The sequence below is a fragment of the Paracoccus versutus genome, assembly GCF_000763885.1.
Taxonomy (GTDB): domain Bacteria; phylum Pseudomonadota; class Alphaproteobacteria; order Rhodobacterales; family Rhodobacteraceae; genus Paracoccus; species Paracoccus versutus.
The window spans coordinates 38,290-55,929 of record NZ_JRKO01000017.1 but is presented as its reverse complement, the minus strand read 5'-3'; the positions used below and the strand labels follow the sequence as shown (position 1 = coordinate 55,929).

Annotated in this window: 20 protein-coding genes; 17 read left to right on the top strand and 3 right to left on the bottom strand. The window is 65.9% G+C overall.

All coding sequences use genetic code 11. The annotated features are described in order from the left end of the window. Nucleotides 1-4 precede the first annotated feature (4 nt). From mnmG to IT40_RS09375, 4 genes are read left to right on the top strand one after another with little or no spacing between them, the layout of a single operon-like run. Nucleotides 5-1,864, top strand: a complete 1,860-nt coding sequence (gene mnmG, locus IT40_RS09390) for a tRNA uridine-5-carboxymethylaminomethyl(34) synthesis enzyme MnmG (protein ID WP_036753690.1) — start codon at nucleotides 5-7, stop codon at nucleotides 1,862-1,864. Then, nucleotides 1,864-2,445, top strand: coding sequence for a 16S rRNA (guanine(527)-N(7))-methyltransferase RsmG (gene rsmG, locus IT40_RS09385; RefSeq protein ID WP_036753687.1), 582 nt, complete (start codon nucleotides 1,864-1,866; stop codon nucleotides 2,443-2,445). Before mnmG ends, rsmG begins: the two co-directional genes overlap by 1 nt. Next, nucleotides 2,438-3,214, top strand: coding sequence for a ParA family protein (locus tag IT40_RS09380; protein ID WP_036753684.1), 777 nt, complete (start codon nucleotides 2,438-2,440; stop codon nucleotides 3,212-3,214). The genes rsmG and IT40_RS09380 overlap by 8 nt, the downstream gene beginning before the upstream one ends. Before the next feature lie 9 nt (nucleotides 3,215-3,223). Next, the gene (locus IT40_RS09375) at nucleotides 3,224-4,102 is read left to right on the top strand and encodes a ParB/RepB/Spo0J family partition protein (RefSeq protein WP_036753681.1); all 879 of its coding nucleotides are present in this window, start codon (nucleotides 3,224-3,226) and stop codon (nucleotides 4,100-4,102) included. A 108-nt stretch (nucleotides 4,103-4,210) separates the two neighbouring features. Here the strand turns inward: IT40_RS09375 and IT40_RS09370 are convergent, their stop codons facing one another. Further along, entirely contained in the window at nucleotides 4,211-4,753 is a 543-nt protein-coding gene (locus IT40_RS09370; RefSeq protein ID WP_036753678.1) for a nucleotide exchange factor GrpE, read from the bottom strand. A gap of 7 nt (nucleotides 4,754-4,760) precedes the next feature. Continuing rightward, nucleotides 4,761-5,816 (bottom strand): heat-inducible transcriptional repressor HrcA, encoded by a 1,056-nt coding sequence (gene hrcA, locus IT40_RS09365; RefSeq protein ID WP_036753675.1) that lies wholly within the window; start codon nucleotides 5,814-5,816, stop codon nucleotides 4,761-4,763. Nucleotides 5,817-5,901: 85 nt separating this feature from the next. Here hrcA and rph point away from each other — a divergent pair, with 85 nt between their 5' ends. From rph to IT40_RS09300, 13 genes are all read left to right on the top strand, one after another. Further along, the gene (gene rph, locus IT40_RS09360; RefSeq protein ID WP_036753672.1) at nucleotides 5,902-6,624 is read left to right on the top strand and encodes a ribonuclease PH; all 723 of its coding nucleotides are present in this window, start codon (nucleotides 5,902-5,904) and stop codon (nucleotides 6,622-6,624) included. Continuing rightward, complete coding sequence (gene rdgB, locus IT40_RS09355) at nucleotides 6,612-7,217, top strand: RdgB/HAM1 family non-canonical purine NTP pyrophosphatase (RefSeq protein WP_036753669.1); 606 nt, start codon at nucleotides 6,612-6,614, stop codon at nucleotides 7,215-7,217. The genes rph and rdgB overlap by 13 nt, the downstream gene beginning before the upstream one ends. Further along, the gene (locus tag IT40_RS09350; RefSeq protein ID WP_036753666.1) at nucleotides 7,210-7,584 is read left to right on the top strand and encodes a RidA family protein; all 375 of its coding nucleotides are present in this window, start codon (nucleotides 7,210-7,212) and stop codon (nucleotides 7,582-7,584) included. Before rdgB ends, IT40_RS09350 begins: the two co-directional genes overlap by 8 nt. Before the next feature lie 8 nt (nucleotides 7,585-7,592). After that, complete coding sequence (gene hemW, locus IT40_RS09345) at nucleotides 7,593-8,786, top strand: radical SAM family heme chaperone HemW (RefSeq protein ID WP_036753663.1); 1,194 nt, start codon at nucleotides 7,593-7,595, stop codon at nucleotides 8,784-8,786. A 1-nt stretch (nucleotide 8,787) separates the two neighbouring features. After that, nucleotides 8,788-9,141: a YbaN family protein gene (locus tag IT40_RS09340; RefSeq protein ID WP_036753660.1), complete on the top strand. Its 354-nt coding sequence runs from the start codon at nucleotides 8,788-8,790 to the stop codon at nucleotides 9,139-9,141. 90 nt (nucleotides 9,142-9,231) lie between these two features. After that, a complete protein-coding gene (gfa, locus tag IT40_RS09335) occupies nucleotides 9,232-9,816 on the top strand; it encodes an S-(hydroxymethyl)glutathione synthase (protein ID WP_036753657.1) in 585 nt (194 codons plus the stop codon). 99 nt (nucleotides 9,817-9,915) lie between these two features. Beyond that, complete coding sequence (locus IT40_RS09330; RefSeq protein WP_036753653.1) at nucleotides 9,916-11,043, top strand: S-(hydroxymethyl)glutathione dehydrogenase/class III alcohol dehydrogenase; 1,128 nt, start codon at nucleotides 9,916-9,918, stop codon at nucleotides 11,041-11,043. A 75-nt stretch (nucleotides 11,044-11,118) separates the two neighbouring features. Then, nucleotides 11,119-11,754: an ATP-dependent Clp protease proteolytic subunit gene (locus IT40_RS09325; protein ID WP_036753650.1), complete on the top strand. Its 636-nt coding sequence runs from the start codon at nucleotides 11,119-11,121 to the stop codon at nucleotides 11,752-11,754. A 398-nt stretch (nucleotides 11,755-12,152) separates the two neighbouring features. Beyond that, nucleotides 12,153-12,992 carry an S-formylglutathione hydrolase gene (gene fghA / locus IT40_RS09320; RefSeq protein ID WP_036753647.1) on the top strand — a complete coding sequence of 280 codons (840 nt, stop codon included), beginning with the start codon at nucleotides 12,153-12,155 and terminating at the stop codon, nucleotides 12,990-12,992. 176 nt (nucleotides 12,993-13,168) lie between these two features. Then, complete coding sequence (locus IT40_RS09315; RefSeq protein ID WP_036753645.1) at nucleotides 13,169-14,971, top strand: methanol/ethanol family PQQ-dependent dehydrogenase; 1,803 nt, start codon at nucleotides 13,169-13,171, stop codon at nucleotides 14,969-14,971. Nucleotides 14,972-15,072: 101 nt separating this feature from the next. Further along, nucleotides 15,073-15,735, top strand: coding sequence for a c-type cytochrome, methanol metabolism-related (locus IT40_RS30000; protein ID WP_036753643.1), 663 nt, complete (start codon nucleotides 15,073-15,075; stop codon nucleotides 15,733-15,735). Further along, nucleotides 15,732-16,544: a substrate-binding domain-containing protein gene (locus IT40_RS09305; RefSeq protein WP_036753642.1), complete on the top strand. Its 813-nt coding sequence runs from the start codon at nucleotides 15,732-15,734 to the stop codon at nucleotides 16,542-16,544. The genes IT40_RS30000 and IT40_RS09305 overlap by 4 nt, the downstream gene beginning before the upstream one ends. Next, the gene (locus IT40_RS09300; RefSeq protein WP_036753638.1) at nucleotides 16,541-17,077 is read left to right on the top strand and encodes a PQQ-dependent catabolism-associated CXXCW motif protein; all 537 of its coding nucleotides are present in this window, start codon (nucleotides 16,541-16,543) and stop codon (nucleotides 17,075-17,077) included. The genes IT40_RS09305 and IT40_RS09300 overlap by 4 nt, the downstream gene beginning before the upstream one ends. A gap of 9 nt (nucleotides 17,078-17,086) precedes the next feature. Here IT40_RS09300 and IT40_RS09295 read toward each other — a convergent pair whose 3' ends face one another. Then, nucleotides 17,087-17,638 carry an SRPBCC family protein gene (locus tag IT40_RS09295; protein ID WP_036753635.1) on the bottom strand — a complete coding sequence of 184 codons (552 nt, stop codon included), beginning with the start codon at nucleotides 17,636-17,638 and terminating at the stop codon, nucleotides 17,087-17,089. Between the last annotated feature and the right edge of the window lie 2 nt (nucleotides 17,639-17,640).

Here is a 17,640-nt window from a genome sequence, read left to right as displayed (position 1 = left end):
TCACGTGAAACAATTCGACGTAATCGTGATTGGCGGGGGTCATGCCGGCGTGGAAGCGGCCACGGCGGCCGCACGCATGGGCGCCGAAACCGCGCTGATAACGCTGAACCAGGACGATATCGGAACGATGTCCTGCAATCCTGCAATCGGCGGGCTGGGCAAAGGCCATCTGGTGCGGGAAATCGACGCGCTCGACGGGGTCATGGGAAGGCTGGCCGATGCTGCGGGCATTCAGTTCCGCTTGCTGAACAGGCGCAAGGGGCCTGCCGTCCAGGGACCGCGCGCGCAGGCCGATCGCAAGCTTTATCGAGCGGCTGCGGCGCGGGCGGTGGCCGAGCAAGCCCGCTTGACGCTGGTGCTGGGCGAAGCGGCTGAGTTGCTGCATGAGCGGGCTGTGGTTCACGGCTTGCGTCTGGCCGATGGCACGGAACTGCAGGCACGGCAGGTCATCCTGACCACGGGAACCTTCCTTAACGGGTTGATTCATATAGGCGAGATTACCCGCCCGGCCGGCCGCTGGGGCGGGTCGGCATCGGTGCGGCTCGCGGCGTCGCTTCGCCCGCTCAACCTGCCGCTGGGCAGGCTGAAAACGGGCACGCCTCCGCGCGTTCTCCGCAGCAGCATCGACTGGGAAAGCCTGGATCAGCAGCCGGGTGACGACGATCCGGTGATGTTTTCATACCTGTCCTCCGGCCCGGAGGTGGAGCAGATCAGCTGCGCGATCACCCATACGAACCCGGACACCCACGAGATCATCCGTGACAATCTTGCTCGGTCGGCCATGTATGGCGGCCGGATCGATGGGGTGGGGCCACGCTATTGCCCCTCGATCGAAGATAAGATCGTTCGGTTTGCCGACAAGAATTCGCACCAGATCTTCCTGGAACCCGAGGGCCTGGACAGCGACCTGGTCTATCCGAACGGCATTTCGACCTCTCTGCCGGAAGAGGTGCAGCTTGCCTATGTCCGCTCGATCCGCGGCTTGGAAGCGGCGAAGATCGTGCAACCGGGCTATGCTGTGGAATATGACTATGTCGATCCGCGTGCGCTGACGCCGGCGCTGGAGGCCAAGGCCCTGTCGGGGCTGTTTCTTGCCGGGCAAATCAACGGGACGACCGGCTATGAGGAGGCGGCAGCACAGGGATTGGTGGCTGGCCTTAACGCCGCATTGAAGGCGCAGGGGCGGGAGAGCCTGCATTTCAGCCGGTCCCAAAGCTATATCGGCGTGATGATCGATGACCTTACCACGCGCGGGGTCAGCGAACCTTACCGCATGTTCACCTCTCGCGCCGAGTTTCGCCTGTCCTTGCGGGCTGACAATGCCGATCAGCGCCTGACCCCGCTGGGGATCGGGACCGGTTGCGTGGGTCAGGCCCGCCAGGAAGTGTTCTCTGAAAAGATGCGTCGCTATTCGGCAGCTCGCTGTCGGGCGGAATCCGTCAGTTTCACGCCCACGGAGCTTTCCCGCGCCGGGATCGAAGTGCGGCAAGACGGCGCTCGGCGCAGTCTGTTCGCGCTGCTTGCCCAGCAGGAAATACCGCAGAATCAGGTCCTTGCGCTGGACGATGAGCTTTTGTCGCACGACCAGGCTACCATTGCGCAGCTGGCGGCAGATGCGCTGTATCATCAATACATGGACCGTCAGGGCAAGGATGCCGAGCTGCTACGCAAGGAGGAATCGGTCGCTATTCCGGCCGGGTTCGACTATGACGCACTTTCCGGCCTCTCCAACGAACTCAAGTCCAAGCTGAACAAATATCGCCCCGCAACCCTGGCAGCGGCGGCAAGCATCGAGGGCATGACGCCCGCGGCGCTGACGCTCATCCTTGCCGTGATCCGAACCGGCGAGCGGAAAACGGCTTGATGAGTGTTTCACGTGAAACAGAGCGCCTTACCGCCTATGCGGAACTGTTGCGAAAGTGGAACCCGGCAATCAACCTGATTGCGCCGTCCACATTGGACCAGATCGAGACGAGGCATATCGCAGACAGCCTGCAACTGACCGAAATCACCAGAAATGTGTCGGGGAATTGGGTCGACCTTGGCAGCGGCGGCGGTTTTCCCGGTATCGTCATGGCGATCATGCGGCCTGACCTGGATCTGACCCTGGTCGAAAGCGATCAGCGCAAGGCTGCTTTCCTACGTAACGTGGTGCGCGAATTGGCGCTGCCCCGCGCGCAGGTGATTTGCAAGCGCATCGAGGCGGTGGATAGGCTTGATGCCGCCAATATCAGCGCAAGGGCCCTTGCCCCGCTTCCGCTGCTCATGGCATATGTAGACCGGCACCTGAGCGCATCGGGAACGGCATGGCTGATGAAAGGCCGAAACTGGCAAGATGAGGTCGCTCAGGCGCGAACCGATTGGAAATTCGAACTAAAGCCCCACCAAAGCGCGACCGATCCTGACGCGGCCATTCTGGAAATCACGGAAATTCGCCATGCATGACACACGCATCATTGCCGTTGCAAACCAGAAGGGCGGGGTGGGAAAGACCACCACGGCGATCAATCTTGGCGCCGCCCTGGCCGAGCAGGGCCAGCGGGTCGCGATCATAGACCTTGATCCGCAGGGAAACGCTTCGACCGGGCTGGGCGTGGCGCTGGAAGATCGGGTTCTGACCTCTTACGACCTGCTGACCGGCGAGCAAGGGCTGGACGAGACGCTGCGCGACACCAGCATCGCCAATCTTCGCCTTGTGCCGTCCAATCGCGACTTGGCTTCGGCCGATTTCGAGCTGTCCAATCGTCCCGGCCGGACCCAGCTGTTGCGGCGCAAGCTGACGGTTCCTTCGGAGCTGGATTATATCCTGATCGATTGCCCGCCCGCGCTTGGCCTTCTTACCGTCAATGCCATGGTGGCTTCGGACAGCGTGCTGGTGCCGCTGCAAGCCGAATTCTATGCGCTCGAGGGCTTGTCGCAGCTGCTGATGACCGTGCGCGAGGTGCGCCAGACCGCCAATCCCGACCTGCGGATCGAGGGCGTGTTGCTGACCATGGCGGACAATCGCAACAACCTGTCGCAGCAGGTCGAGGCGGATGCGCGCAATACGCTTTCCGGTCTGGTCTATCGCACGGTGATTCCGCGCAACGTCCGGCTGTCCGAGGCGCCATCCCATGCCATGCCGGTGCTGCAATACGATCCGAACTCCAAGGGAAGCCACGCTTATCGCGAATTGGCGACCGAGTTCCTGTCCCGTCAATTCGCGACCGCCTGAGGAGGAATCATGGCAGAGAACAAGCTTGAAAAGCGCGGTCTGGGTCGTGGTCTTTCGGCCCTGATGGCCGATGTCGACCTGATTCCGTCCGAACGTCCCGCGCCGCGGCAGATCCTTCCGGTCGAGCAGCTGACCCCGAACCCGGACCAGCCCCGCCGCAGCTTTGCCCCCGAGGCCTTGCAGGAACTGGCGGATTCGCTGAGGACGCGCGGCATGTTGCAACCGCTGATCGTCCGCCCGCATCCGTCGGATCGCGGCCTTTACCAGATCGTCGCCGGCGAGCGCCGCTGGCGCGCCGCGCAGATCGCCCAGCTTCACGAAGTTCCCGTCATCGTCCGCGAGCTGGACGATACCGAGGTGCTAGAAGTCGCCATCGTCGAGAATATCCAGCGCGCCGACCTGAATGCGATCGAAGAGGCGGCATCCTATCGTCAACTGATGGACCGGTTCGGCCATACCCAGGAAAAGCTGGCCGAGGCGCTGAACAAAAGCCGCAGCCATATCGCCAACCTGCTGCGCTTGCTGAACCTGCCCGAACAGGTGCAGGCCTGGCTCAAGGAAGGCAAGCTGACGGCCGGGCATGCCCGAGCCCTGATCACCGCCGCGAACCCGGTCGAACTGGCGCGGAAAGTGATCGAAAAGAACCTGTCGGTGCGCGAGACCGAGGATCTGGTCCGTCGCCAGGCCGAAGGCACCAAGGCGCAGAAGCCCAAGGGCTCCAAGCAGGAAAAGGACGCTGACACCCGCGCGCTGGAAGGCGATCTGACCGCGCATCTGAAAATGAAGGTGGCGATCAACCATGCCGGAGTCGATGGCGGCCAGATCGTCATCACCTATCGCGACCTGGATCAGCTTGACCGGATTTGCCAGATCCTTGCGGGCAACTGACCACAATATCTGGTATAGGGCGGCAATAAGCCCCCTAGACTTGCTATAAAGCCAAGAAAAAAACCCCGGAGGCGACTCCGGGGTTTCGCGTTTTTCAGCGCAATCGGTTCAGCTTGCGGGGGTGGAGCTGACGCCCACCTTGGCCGGGCGCAGCAGGCGGTCATGCAGCATGAAGCCGTTGTCCATGACCTGGATGATGTTCCCGGCCATGGTGCCCGGAACCGGGGCCTCGAACATGGCTTCGTGCTGCTGGGGATCGAATTTCTCGCCCAGGGCCGGGGTGATGACCTTGATGCCATGCTTGGCGAAGACGTTGTTCAGCTCGCGCAGGGTCAGCTCGACGCCTTCGATCAGGGCTGCCGCTGCGGCGCGCTGCTCGTCGCCGGCGGTATCCAGCGCGCGGGTCAGGGCGTCATGCACCGGCAGCAGGTCGCGCGCCAGGCGCGAGCCGCCGTATTGCTCGGCGTCGCGGCGATCCTTCTCGGCCCGCTTGCGGGCGTTTTCGGCATCGGCCAGCGCGCGCATGAAGCGGTCGCGGTATTCGTCCCGCTCGGCGATCAGCGCCTCGACCCCGGCCGAGGGTTCGTCATCCGCCGGGGGGTCGATGATCTCCTCATCCAGCGGGCTGCCGTTCGGGTTTTCCTTCGTCATGTCCTCATCATCCTTTCCGGCCCGAAATCAACCGGCCGACAAGCTGCGCAGTATAATCCACGATCGGCACGATGCGGCCATAGTTCAGCCGCGTCGGACCGATGACGCCGACCGCGCCAACAATCTTTCGGTCGGCATTCATATAGGGCGAAACGACGAGAGAGGAACCGGAAAGTGAAAAAAGCTTGTTCTCCGAGCCGATGAAAATGCGCACGCCCTCGCCCTGTTCGGCCAGTTCCAGGAATTCGGCGATGTCGCGCTTGCGTTCCAGGTCGTCGAACAGGCTGCGGATCCGGTCCAGGTCGGCCAGTTCATGCGCCAGAAGATTGGCACGGCCGCGCACGATCAGCCGCGGATCGCTGCTTTCGCCCTCCCACAGCGCCAGGCCCGAGGAAACCAGCGCCGCGGCAATGCTGTCGAGCTTTTGCCGGCTGGCCTGGATTTCCTGCGCGATGCTGCGGCGCAGCTCGGCCAGGGTGCGACCTTCCGCCACGGCATTCAGGAAATTTGCCGCCTCGCGCATGGAGCTGGCGGTATGGCCGGGCGGGGGAGCAAAGACCCGGTTCTCGACCCGGCCATCGGCAAAGACCAGCACCACCAGCGCCCGGTCCGGGGCAAGGCTGACGAATTCGATGTGCCGGACCGGCGCTTCCTGCTTGGGCATCAGCACCAGCGAGGCGCCCTGTGTCAGCGCCGACAGCGCGGTGCTGATCCGGTCCAACATGACGCCGGTATTGCCGCTGTCGTCGCCCAGCGTCTCATCGATCATCTCGCGGTCGCTGGCGGCGACCGGCCCGGCCTCCATCAGCCCGTCCACGAACAGCCGCAGTCCCAGCTGCGTGGGCATGCGCCCGGCCGAGATATGCGGGTGGTCCAGCAGGCCCAGCAGTTCCAGGTCCTGCATCACGTTGCGAATCGTCGCGGCGCTGACCCTTTCGGACATCTCGCGGGTCAGCGTGCGCGAGCCGACCGGCTCGCCGGTGGCAAGATAGGCTTCGACGACCCGGCGAAAGACTTCGCGCGAGCGGTCGTTGAGATCGGAAAGCAGCGCGGTTTCAGGCATCGGCATCCTGTCAGGACGTTCTCGGGTTGCGGTCGGGGGCCTCGGACCTGTATCTGAACGGCAAAACCCCCGAAAGGAATGAAAGATGCGTCCCTCTGGCCGGAATTTAAGTGATATGCGCCCGATTTCAATCGAAACGGGCATCATGCGCCATGCCGAGGGTTCCTGCATGATTTCTTGCGGCGATACCCGCGTGCTCTGCTCGGCCACGATCGAGGAAAAGGCGCCGCCCTTCCTCAAGGGCTCGGGGCAGGGCTGGGTGACGGCGGAATACGGCATGCTGCCGCGGGCGACGAACAGCCGCAACCGGCGCGAGGCGGCGGCGGGCAAGCAGTCCGGCCGCACGCAGGAAATCCAGCGCCTGATCGGCCGCGCGCTGCGTGCCGGGGTGGACCGGCGCGCGCTGGGGGAACGGCAGATCGTGATCGACTGCGACGTGATCCAGGCCGATGGCGGCACCCGCTGCGCCGCGATCACCGGCGGCTGGGTGGCGCTGCGCCTGGCGATGAACCGGCTGTTGAAGGCCGGGATCGTCACCACCGACCCGATCATGGACCATGTCGCCGCGGTGTCCTGCGGCATCTATGCCGGGCAGGCGATCCTGGACCTGGACTATGCCGAGGACAGCGAGGCCGGAACCGACGGCAATTTCATCATGACCGGGGCAGGGCGGCTGATCGAGGTGCAGATGTCGGCCGAGGGCGCGACCTTCTCGCGCCCCGAGATGAACCAGCTGCTCGACCTGGCCGAAGCCGGCGTCGCCGCGCTGGTCCGCGCCCAGACCGAGGCCGTCCAATGCGCCGGCTGACCGAAAGGAAGCTGCTGGTCGCCACCCACAACCGGGGCAAGCTGGACGAGATCCGCGCCATGATGGCCCCGCACGGCATCGAGGTGACGTCGGCCGGCGAGATGGGCCTGCCCGAGCCGGCCGAGACCGAGGACAGTTTCATCGGCAATGCCCGTATCAAGGCCCGCGCCGCCATGCAGGCGACCGGCCTGCCGGTGCTGGCCGACGACAGCGGCATCACCGTGGACGGGCTGGACGGCGCGCCCGGCGTCTATACCGCCGACTGGGCCGAGACCCCGCAGGGCCGCGACTTCATGCAGGCCATGACCCGCACCTGGCGCGAGCTGGACGAGCGCGGCGTCCCCGAGCCGCGCACCGCCCAGTTCCGCGCTACGCTGGTCCTGCTTTGGCCCGATGGTCACGAAGAGATCTTCGAGGGCGTCGCGCCCGGTCGCCTGGTCTGGCCGCCGCGCGGGCAGCAGGGCCATGGCTACGACCCGATCTTCGTGCCCGACGGCCATGACGCGACCTATGCCGAGATGCCGCCCGAACAGAAGAACGCCATCAGCCACCGCGCCCGCGCCTTTCGCAAGCTGGAGACGCTGTTTGCATAGGATCTCGACCGGCTCGCCCTTCGAAACGGCGCTGGGTTACAGCCGCGCGGTGGTGAAGGGGCCGTGGTGCTTCGTCTCGGGCACCACGGGCTACGATTACGCGGCCATGGCCATGCCCGACAGCGCTGCCGACCAGGCGCAGAACGCCTTTGCCACCATCTTCGCCACCCTGGCCGAGGCGGGTTTCACGTCCACCGACATCGTGCGCGTGCAATACACCGTCACCGACCCGGCGATCCTGGACGAGATCGCGCCGGTCCTGGGCGAGGCGATGAAGGATGCGTTACCCGCCGCGACCATGGTTGTCGCCGGGCTCATCAGACCCGAAATGAAGGTCGAGATCGAAGTGACAGCCTTTCGGGAGTGACCCAGCCCATGCCAGCCCCTGCCGCCAGCACCGCGCCCGCCCAGGCCCTTGCCGAAGACTGGCGGGCGGGCGGCTTCGGGCTTTACGTGCATTGGCCCTTTTGCGCCGCGAAATGCCCCTATTGCGATTTCAACAGCCATGTCGCGGCCGTGATCGACCAGGGACGCTGGCTGGCCGCCTATCGTCGCGAACTGGCCCGGCTAGGCCGGGAAACGCCAGGTCGGGTGCTGAACAGCATCTTCTTCGGCGGCGGCACCCCCAGCCTGATGGCGCCCGAGACCGTGGCCGGGGTGATCGAGGCCGCACGCGCCGAATGGCCCTTTGCCAATGACATCGAGATCACGCTGGAAGCCAACCCGACCAGCGTCGAGACGGGCCGTTTTCGCGCCTATGCCGACGGCGGCGTCAACCGCGTCTCGATGGGGGTGCAGGCGCTCAACGACGACGACCTGCGCCGGCTGGGCCGGATGCATTCGGCAGCCGAGGCCCGCGCCGCCTTCGACATCGCGCGGGATTGTTTCACGCGGGTCAGCTTCGACCTGATCTATGCCCGCCAGGACCAGGACCGCGCGCATTGGCGGCGCGAACTGACCCAGGCGCTCGGCATGGCGGTCGATCACCTCTCGGCCTATCAGCTGACCATCGAGCCGGGCACCGCTTTCGGCGCCCGCCACGCGAAAGGCGGGCTCAGGGGCCTGCCGGACGAGGATCTTTCCGCCGACATGTATCTGGACACGCAGGAGATCTGCGCGGCGGCCGGGATGCCGGCCTATGAAATCTCGAACCACGCCCGGCCGGGCGCGGAAAGCCGGCACAACCTGATCTATTGGCGGCAGGGCGACTGGGCCGCCGTGGGGCCGGGCGCGCACGGCCGCCTGACGCTGCCCTCGGGCCGCTGGGCGACCGAGGCGCACAGGGCGCCGGGCGAATGGCTGGAGGCGGTCGAGGCGCGCGGAGACGGCGAAAGCCAGCGCGAATTGCTGGACTTGCCGGGCCGGGCGCTGGAATATCTGCTGATGGCCATGCGGCTGGTCGAGGGGCTGGAAATTCCGCGCTATCTTGCCCATGGCGCCGAATTGCCGCAGGGACGGCTGATGAATCTGGCCGAACTGGGCCTTATCTCGCTGCGGGGCGACCGGCTGGCGGCGACGGCGGCGGGACGGCCTGTCCTGAATGCGATCCTGCGTGAACTGGCGGAGTAAGATGCGATACCTGTGGCTCTCGATGGGCTGGCTGACCCTGACGCTGGGAACGATCGGGATTTTCCTGCCGGTCCTGCCCACGGTGCCCTTCCTGCTGCTCGCGGTCTGGGCCTTTGCGCGTTCCTCGCCGCGGCTGGGCGCCCGCATCATGCGCCATCCCCGATTCGGCCCGCCGATCCGCGCCTGGCGCAAGCGCGGCGTCATCGGCCGCAACGCCAAGATCTGGGCGGTGGCCGGCATGACCGCCGGGGTCGCCTGGGCGGTCTGGCTGGGGCTGGACATGCGCTTCATCGCCGTCCAGGTGCTGGCCTGCACCGCCATCGCCGCCTGGCTTGTCACCCGCCCCGAGCTTTGAGCCGCAAGGCAATACAACCTTTTGCCCACTTGTTCCTGCGCGGCCACGGCGCAAACTTCGGCGCATGGCTCTGAGGGGAGGAACTGGAACATGGTGGACATATCGGGGGTGAAGATCCACCCCGCAGTCGACAATGGCATCAAGCCCGCGCAGCCCGGCTTCTCGGGCGGCACGCTGCATTGCAAATGCAGCACCAACCCGGTCCGGGTCGCGATCCGGGCGCAGACCGCGCATAACCATGTCTGCGGCTGCACCAAGTGCTGGAAGCCCGAGGGCGCGATCTTTTCCCAGGTGGCCGTGGTCGGCCGCGATGCGGTCGAGGTGCTGGAGGGCGCCGAGAAGCTGGAGATCGTCAATGCCGAGGCGCCGATCCAGCGCCATCGCTGCCGCGATTGCGGCGTGCATATGTATGGCCGGATCGAGAACCGGGACCATCCCTTCTACGGGCTGGATTTCGTCCATACCGAGCTTTCGGACGAGGATGGCTGGGCGGCGCCGGAATTTGCCGCCTTCGTCAGCTCGATCATCGAATCGGGCGTCGATCCCAGCCGGATGGAGGCGATCCGCGCCCGGCTGCGCGAATTGGGGCTGGAACCCTATGACGCGCTTTCGCCGCCGCTGATGGATGCGATCGCCACCCATATCGCCAAGCGGTCCGGCGCGCTTGCGGCCTGAGCGCCGGCTTGGCCGCGACAATTGCGGGGGTCGGTTTACCGGCCCCCGAAACCATGAGAAAACCGCAGGCCAAGGGCCGTCACCGAAGGAGAAGAAGACATGAGAACCCGTGCCGCCGTCGCGCTGGAAGCCGGCAAGCCGCTGGAGGTCATGGAGGTCAACCTGGAAGGCCCCAAGGCCGGCGAGGTGATGGTCGAGATCAAGGCCACCGGCATCTGCCACACCGACGAATTCACCCTGTCGGGCGCCGATCCCGAGGGCCTCTTCCCCTCGATCCTGGGCCATGAGGGCGCGGGCGTCGTGGTCGAGGTCGGCCCCGGCGTCACCTCGGTCAAGCCGGGCGATCATGTCATCCCGCTCTACACGCCCGAGTGCCGGCAATGCGCGTCCTGCCTGTCGGGCAAGACCAACCTTTGCACCGCCATTCGCGCTACCCAGGGTCAGGGCCTGATGCCGGACGGAACCAGCCGGTTCAGCATGCTCGACGGCACGCCGATCTTTCATTACATGGGCTGCTCGACCTTTTCGAACTACACCGTGCTGCCGGAAATCGCGGTGGCGAAGGTGCGCGAGGACGCGCCCTTCGACAAGATCTGCTACATCGGCTGCGGCGTCACCACCGGCATCGGCGCGGTGATCAACACCGCCAAGGTGGAAATCGGCGCCAAGGCGGTGGTCTTTGGCTTGGGCGGCATCGGTCTGAACGTGCTCCAGGGCCTGCGGCTGGCCGGCGCGGACATGATCATCGGCGTCGACCTGAACGACGACAAGAAGCCGATGGCCGAGCATTTCGGCATGACGCATTTCATCAACCCGAAGAATTGCGACAACGTGGTGCAGGAGATCGTCAACCTGACCAAGACGCCCTTCGACCAGATCGGCGGCGCCGACTACAGCTTCGACTGCACCGGCAACGTCAAGGTGATGCGCGACGCGCTGGAATGCACCCATCGCGGCTGGGGCCAATCGATCATCATCGGCGTGGCGCCGGCGGGGGCGGAAATCAGCACCCGCCCGTTCCAGCTGGTCACCGGCCGGGTCTGGAAGGGCACGGCCTTCGGCGGCGCCCGCGGCCGCACCGACGTGCCGCAGATCGTCGACTGGTACATGAACGGCAAGATCGAGATCGACCCGATGATCACCCACACCCTGTCGCTGGACGACATCAACAAGGGCTTCGACCTGATGCATGCGGGCGAATCCATCCGCTCGGTCGTGCTTTACTGATCGTCAAGGGCTGCTTAGGTAAAAGGACGGCGGGGGCGGGCGACCGGCCCCGCCGTCAACATGAAAGGACCGATCATGGCACAGCACATCCGCCTGGACGACGATGACGACGACGAAGACGAGCGCCGCCAGGAGGGCTCGAAGGACGAGGGCCTCGGCCTGCCCGAGGGCGACAAGATCGGCAAGCTCTACTTCAAGTCGCGCACGGTCATCGTCGCCGGGCCGATCACCGACAAGCTGGCGCAGCGCACCGTCGCGCACCTGCTCGCCCTGGCCGAGGACAGCGAAGACCCGATCAACATGCTGATCTCGTCCCCCGGCGGCCATGTCGAATCGGGCGACATGATCCATGACGTGATCAAGTTCATCCGCCCGACCGTGCGCACCATCGGCTCGGGCTGGGTCGCCTCGGCCGGGGCGCTGATCTTCGTCGGCGCGGAGAAGGTAAACCGCTTCTGCCTGCCCAACACCCGCTTCCTGATCCACCAGCCCTCGGGCGGGATCGGCGGCACCTCGTCCGACATGATGATCCAGGCCGAGCAGGTGCGGCTGATGCGCGACCGGCTGAACCAGATCTTTGCCGAGGCGACCGGCCAGACCGTCGAGCGGATCGAAAAAGACACCCAGCGCGACTTCTGGCTGAACACGCAAGAGGCGCTGGACTATGGCCTTCTGGGCAAGGTCATCCGCTCGGTGGACGAGCTGAAGTGACGGGCCCGCGTTGATGGCGGGGCGGGACAGCAGACATGCTGGTCCGTCCCGCCTGTCGCCCAGGCCAGCCTGGTCGCGCGGGGCTTTCGCCACGGCGCCGGGCTGCCGGCACGCCCTGCGCGACCGGGTGGATTTCGCCATCGCGGCCTACGGACCCGGCCATGCGCAAGCCCAGGCTGCCAGCCGCCGACATCCGGCAACGTGGCGACGGGCCGCTGTCGGAATTGCGCCCGCGCCCGCGGCGATTTCGCCGTCGCAGCCCTGCCGGCACCGTTCATTCGTGGCAGAAAGCCGGTTTTGATATTGCCGGCCGGCTGCCCGCCGCGTTTCTTCGGCCCCGGCATGGCCCGTGCCGATGCACCGGCCATGTTCCACGACCTGACAAGAGGGATTGAGCCATGAGTCTGGCCTATGAAACCGTATCGGAAAACCGCAGCTTCGGCGGCATCCAGGGCGTCTATCGCCACCAGTCGCAGGCGACCGGCACGCCGATGACCTTTGCCGTCTACCTGCCGCCGCAGGCCGAATACGGCAAGGTGCCGGTGCTGTGGTATCTGTCGGGCCTGACCTGCACGCATGAGAACGCCATGACCAAGGCCGGCGCGCAGGAATGGGCGGCGGAATACGGCATCGCGGTGATCTTTCCCGACACCTCGCCGCGCGGCGAGGGCGTGGCCAATGACGAGGCCTACGACCTGGGGCAGGGCGCCGGCTTCTATGTCGATGCGACCCAGGCCCCCTGGGCGCCGCATTTCCGCATGTGGCACTATATCACCCACGAACTGCCGGAACTGGTCTTCGGCAACTTTCCCCTGGACCGCGAGGCGCAGGGCATCACCGGGCATTCCATGGGCGGCCATGGCGCGCTGACCATCGCCATGACCCTGCCCGAGCGCTACAAGTCCGTCTCGGCCTTTTCGCCGATCGCGCATCCCAGCGAATCCGACTGGGGGCGCAAGCAGTTCGCCGCCTATCTGGGCGAGGACCGCAGCGCCTGGGAACGCCACGATTCGACCCTGCTGATGCGCCAGCGCGGCTATCCCGGCGAGGTGCTGATCGACCAGGGCGCCAGCGACCAGTTCCTGGACCTGCTGAAGCCCGAGGCGCTGGCCCATGCCATGGCCGAACGCCGCCAGCCCGGCACCTTCCGCATGCAACAGGGCTACGACCACAGCTATTTCTTCGTGCAGACCTTCATGGCGGATCACATCCGCTGGCATGCCGAACGGCTGGGCTAGCTGTCGAAAGGGGCGGCGGGGGGATTGACCCCATACCTATTGCCGAATTTCCCTAATACTTTGGTCTTGTGAGCCTGCCGGCCGCGTTGACGCAAATGCGGCCGGGTCCGAACCTTCCAGCAGAAGGTGCTTGCGCAGGAGGAGCAGCGCGATCACCGGCATGCGGAGGAAAATTCATGAAAACCCTGATGAACGGCGCCTGCCTTGCGCTGCTCATGTCCGGCACGGCGGTGCTGGCCAATGACAGTGTGCTGGCCGAGATCGCCAAGCCCCAGCAATGGGCGATCCAGATGGGCGATTACGCGAACACGCGATATTCGACCCTGGATCAGATCAACAAGGACAACGTCAAGGATTTGCGCGTCGCCTGGACCTTCTCGACCGGGGTGCTGCGCGGGCACGAGGGCTCGCCCCTGGTGATCGGCGACGTGATGTATGTCCACACCCCCTTTCCGAACAAGGTCTTTGCGCTGGACCTGAACGACAACGGCAAGATCCTGTGGCGCTATGAGCCGCAGCAGGATCCGAACGTCATCGCGGTGATGTGCTGCGACACGGTCTATCGCGGCCTTTCCTATGCCGACGGCATGATCCTGCTGGGCCAGGCCGATACGACGGTGGTGGCGCTGGACGCCAAGACCGGCGAGGCGAAATGGTCGACCAAGATCGGCGACCCCGCCATAGGCGAGACGCTGACGGCGACGGTGGTGCCGGTCAAGGACAAGGTCCTGGTCGGCGTCTCGGGCGGCGAATACGGCGTGCGCGGCCGCATGACCGCGCTGAACCTGGCCGACGGGTCCGAGGCGTGGAAAGCCTGGTCCACCGGCCCGGACGAGGAACTGCTGGTCGATCCCGAAACCACCACCCATCTGGGCAAGCCCATCGGCGCCGACAGCTCGCTCAGCAGCTGGGAGGGCGACCAGTGGAAGATCGGCGGCGGTACGATCTGGGGCTGGTTCTCGTATGACCCGGACCTGAACCTGGTCTATTACGGCACCGGCAACCCCTCGACCTGGAACCCCTCGCAGCGGCCGGGCGACAACAAGTGGTCGATGACCATCATGGCGCGGGATGCCGACACCGGCATGGCCAAGTGGTTCTACCAGATGACGCCGCATGACGAATGGGACTACGACGGCGTCAACGAGATGATCCTGACCAACCAGACCATCGACGGGCAGGAACGCAAGCTGCTGACGCATTTCGACCGCAACGGCCTGGCCTATACGCTCGACCGCGAGACGGGCGAGTTGCTGGTGGCCGAGAAATACGACCCGGTGGTGAACTGGACCACCGGCGTCGACATGGACCCCAATTCGGAGACCTATGGCCGCCCGGCCGTGGTGGCCGAATACTCGACCGCCCAGAACGGCGAGGACGAGAACACCACCGGCGTCTGCCCGGCGGCGCTGGGCACCAAGGACCAGCAGCCGGCGGCCTTCTCGCCCAAGACCAACCTGTTCTATGTCCCGACGAACCATGTCTGCATGGATTACGAGCCCTTCCGGGTGGCCTATACCGCCGGCCAGCCCTATGTCGGCGCCACGCTGTCCATGTATCCCGCGCCGAACAGCCATGGCGGCATGGGCAATTTCATCGCCTGGGACAACACCACCGGCGAGATCAAGTGGTCCATCCCGGAACAGTTCTCGGTCTGGTCGGGCGCCCTGGCGACGGCGGGCGACGTGGTCTTCTACGGCACGCTGGAAGGCTATCTGAAGGCGGTGGACGCGCAGACGGGCGAAGAGCTTTACAAGTTCAAGACCCCCTCGGGCATCATCGGCAACGTGATGACCTACGAGCATGGCGGCAAGCAGTATATCGGCATCCTGTCGGGTGTCGGCGGCTGGGCCGGCATCGGCCTTGCGGCGGGCCTGACCAATCCCAACGACGGGCTTGGCGCGGTGGGCGGCTATGCCTCGCTGTCGCAATACACCGAGCTGGGCGGCCAGCTGACCGTGTTCGAACTGCCGGGCTAATACTTTGGTGCCGGAAAGCAAACTGTGACTCGAAACTGGCCGCCCCAGGGATAACCTTGGGGCGAGCCATCATCTTCGGGTGACAGCCAGGGAGGAAATTCATGACCAGCAAGACGACCGCCAGCCTGATGGCGATCGGTGTCGCCTGCATGATCGGCGCACTTACCGGAACGGCCCTTGCGCAATCCGCCGACACGCCCCCGGCCCAGGCCGGGGCAGGCGCTGCCGCCGCCGTCTCGGGCGATGGAGGGCAACAACAGCAACCGGCCGCCGAGGCACCCGCCGGGCAGGAGGCCGGCGGCAAGCAGGCGCTGCCGAACGGCCAGGACATCACCCCCGACCACATGGAGAACGGCCGCTGGTATACGGCCGAGGACATCCCCACCTTCAAGATCGCCGAGGACGGCACGGTGGATTGGGCGACTTTCTCGGGCTATCGCCGCTATTCGGCGGAATGCCATGTCTGCCACGGCCCGGACGGCGAGGGCTCGACCTATGCGCCGGCGCTGAAGAACTCGGTGCTGAATCTCGGCTATTACGATTTCCTGGAAATCGCCGCCTCGGGCAAGCAAGAGGTCAACACGGCCGCCAACCTGGTCATGCCGGCCTTTGGCACCAACAAGAACGTCTGGTGCTATATCGACGACATCTATGCCTATCTGCTGGCGCGGGGGGTGGGCGAGCTGCCGCGCGGCCGCCCCGCCAAGAGAGAGGACAAGTCCGAGGAATTTGTCGCGCAGGAAGATTCCTGCATGAGCGGATGAGACGCGCGCTTGCCCTTGCCGCCCTGCTGGCCTGCGCCGCGCTGCCCGCGCCGGCGCAGGTCGCCGACCTGCGGTCCAAGACCGAATTCCGGGTCTGCGCCGATCCCGCCGCGGTGCCGATGTCGTCCCAGGACGAGCAGGGTTTCGAGAACCGCATCGCCCGGCTTTTCGCCGACAAGCTGGGCCTGCCGGTGGCCTATACCTGGTTCCCGCAGGGGCCGGGATTCATCCGCAAGACCCTGCGCGCCGGGCTTTGCGATGTCGTCATCGGCTATGCCCAGGGCGACGAGATGGTGCAGAACACCAACCATTACTATACCTCGGCCTACGGCATCGTGACGCGCCGGGACAGCCCGCTGGCCTCGGTCGAGGTGTTGGAGGATCCGGCGCTTCAGGGCCATCCGATCGGCGTGGTGGCGGGCACGCCGCCGGCGACCAACCTGGCGCGGGCGGGGCTGGCCAAGGACATGCGCGGCTGGGATCTGTTCGTGGATCGCCGGGTCGAGGATCCGGCGGGCGAGATGCTGGCCCAGGTGAAATCGGGCGCGCTGGCGGCCGCGGTGATCTGGGGTCCGCTGGCCGGTCCGCTGGTCAAGCACGATCCCGAACTGCAATTCACGCCCCTGCTCAAGGAAGCCGGCGGGCCGCGCATGTTCTATCGCATCACCATGGGCGTGCGGCTGGACGAGCAGGAATGGAAGCGGCAGCTGAACAGCCTGATCCGCCGCCACCAGGACGAGATCGACGCCATCCTGCGCGATGCCGGCGTGCCGCTGCTGGACGATTACGGCAAGGGCTTGAAACCATGAGACAGGCCTGGGCGGCGCTGGCGGTCGTTGTGGCCGGCGCGGTCCAGGCCCAGGCTCAGGTGCCCGAGCCGCAGGGTTTCCATGGCGAGCCCTATCGGTCTGAAACCCCGGCCACCCTGGCCGGCGCGCGGGTGATCGGCGCGGCCGAGGCGATGGAACTGCATGCCCGCGGCCTGCCCTTCATCGACGTGCTGCCGCGCACCGCCCGCCCCGAGGGCCTGCCCGAAGGCACGCTGTGGAACGCGCCGCCGCACCTGTCCATTCCGGGCGCGACCTGGCTGCACGGCACCGGCTACGAGCGGCTTTCCCCCGTGGAACAGGCGCGGCTGGCCGAGGGGTTGGCGCGCCTGTCGGGCGGCGACAAGGCGGCGCCCTTGGTGATCTTTTGCAAGCGCGACTGCTGGATGAGCTGGAACGCCGCCAGGCGCGCCGTGGCGCTGGGCTATCGCGGCGTGATCTGGTTTCCCGACGGGATCGAGGGCTGGCAGGAACAGGGCGGCGGGCTGGAGCCGGTCAGCCCCGCCACCCCGTAAGCGACCCCGCTATTCGGCCTTGCCGAACCGTTCCGCCAGCGCATCGAGCCCGGCGCGGTAGACGCCGGTCACGGCCTGGATCGCCGCCTCGTCGTTCAGTTCCGGCGGGGGTTCGTTGTTGGGATAGCCGCGATAGAAGCCGCCCTTCCAGTTGACCAGCGCCTTGCCGCCCTCGTCCCGGACGCAAAGCGTCGCGGCATAGTTCGTCACCGGCAGCACCGTCACCTCGACCTCGGTGATGCGATAGGCATAGCAGCGCTTTTCGGGCTGCCATTTCGAAAGAACCTCGGTGATGGTCGGATCGCCCGCGTCGGCTTTCAGATGCAGCACGCGGGTGGATGTCTCGGGCTGGTCGGCCGAGCCGTCGCCGGTCAGCTCCAGGCTGGCGATGGCCGGGTGCCAGCTCATGTCGTCGAACCGGCCGATCGCGGCCCAGACCTCGTCCGGGGTGGCATCCAGCTTTTGCTGCATCTCCAGCTTCAGCCGCGGCGGGCCATGCGCCTCGGCCGCGGGGGCCAGGGCCAGGGCCGCACCGATCGACAGGGCCAGCAGTCGGATCATCC

What these genes read in the sequence shown, in the direction of transcription:
- rsmG (WP_036753687.1), top strand. Translation starts at nt 1,864, where the DNA reads ATGAGTGTTTCACGTGAAACAGAGCGCCTTACCGCCTATGCGGAACTG.
- IT40_RS09380 (WP_036753684.1), top strand. Translation starts at nt 2,438, where the DNA reads ATGCATGACACACGCATCATTGCCGTTGCAAACCAGAAGGGCGGGGTG.
- IT40_RS09375 (WP_036753681.1), top strand. Translation starts at nt 3,224, where the DNA reads ATGGCAGAGAACAAGCTTGAAAAGCGCGGTCTGGGTCGTGGTCTTTCG.
- IT40_RS09370 (WP_036753678.1), bottom strand. Translation starts at nt 4,753, where the DNA reads ATGACGAAGGAAAACCCGAACGGCAGCCCGCTGGATGAGGAGATCATC.
- hrcA (WP_036753675.1), bottom strand. Translation starts at nt 5,816, where the DNA reads ATGCCTGAAACCGCGCTGCTTTCCGATCTCAACGACCGCTCGCGCGAA.
- rph (WP_036753672.1), top strand. Translation starts at nt 5,902, where the DNA reads ATGCGTCCCTCTGGCCGGAATTTAAGTGATATGCGCCCGATTTCAATC.
- rdgB (WP_036753669.1), top strand. Translation starts at nt 6,612, where the DNA reads ATGCGCCGGCTGACCGAAAGGAAGCTGCTGGTCGCCACCCACAACCGG.
- hemW (WP_036753663.1), top strand. Translation starts at nt 7,593, where the DNA reads ATGCCAGCCCCTGCCGCCAGCACCGCGCCCGCCCAGGCCCTTGCCGAA.
- IT40_RS09340 (WP_036753660.1), top strand. Translation starts at nt 8,788, where the DNA reads ATGCGATACCTGTGGCTCTCGATGGGCTGGCTGACCCTGACGCTGGGA.
- gfa (WP_036753657.1), top strand. Translation starts at nt 9,232, where the DNA reads ATGGTGGACATATCGGGGGTGAAGATCCACCCCGCAGTCGACAATGGC.
- IT40_RS09330 (WP_036753653.1), top strand. Translation starts at nt 9,916, where the DNA reads ATGAGAACCCGTGCCGCCGTCGCGCTGGAAGCCGGCAAGCCGCTGGAG.
- IT40_RS09325 (WP_036753650.1), top strand. Translation starts at nt 11,119, where the DNA reads ATGGCACAGCACATCCGCCTGGACGACGATGACGACGACGAAGACGAG.
- fghA (WP_036753647.1), top strand. Translation starts at nt 12,153, where the DNA reads ATGAGTCTGGCCTATGAAACCGTATCGGAAAACCGCAGCTTCGGCGGC.
- IT40_RS09315 (WP_036753645.1), top strand. Translation starts at nt 13,169, where the DNA reads ATGAAAACCCTGATGAACGGCGCCTGCCTTGCGCTGCTCATGTCCGGC.
- IT40_RS30000 (WP_036753643.1), top strand. Translation starts at nt 15,073, where the DNA reads ATGACCAGCAAGACGACCGCCAGCCTGATGGCGATCGGTGTCGCCTGC.
- IT40_RS09305 (WP_036753642.1), top strand. Translation starts at nt 15,732, where the DNA reads ATGAGACGCGCGCTTGCCCTTGCCGCCCTGCTGGCCTGCGCCGCGCTG.
- IT40_RS09300 (WP_036753638.1), top strand. Translation starts at nt 16,541, where the DNA reads ATGAGACAGGCCTGGGCGGCGCTGGCGGTCGTTGTGGCCGGCGCGGTC.
- IT40_RS09295 (WP_036753635.1), bottom strand. Translation starts at nt 17,638, where the DNA reads ATGATCCGACTGCTGGCCCTGTCGATCGGTGCGGCCCTGGCCCTGGCC.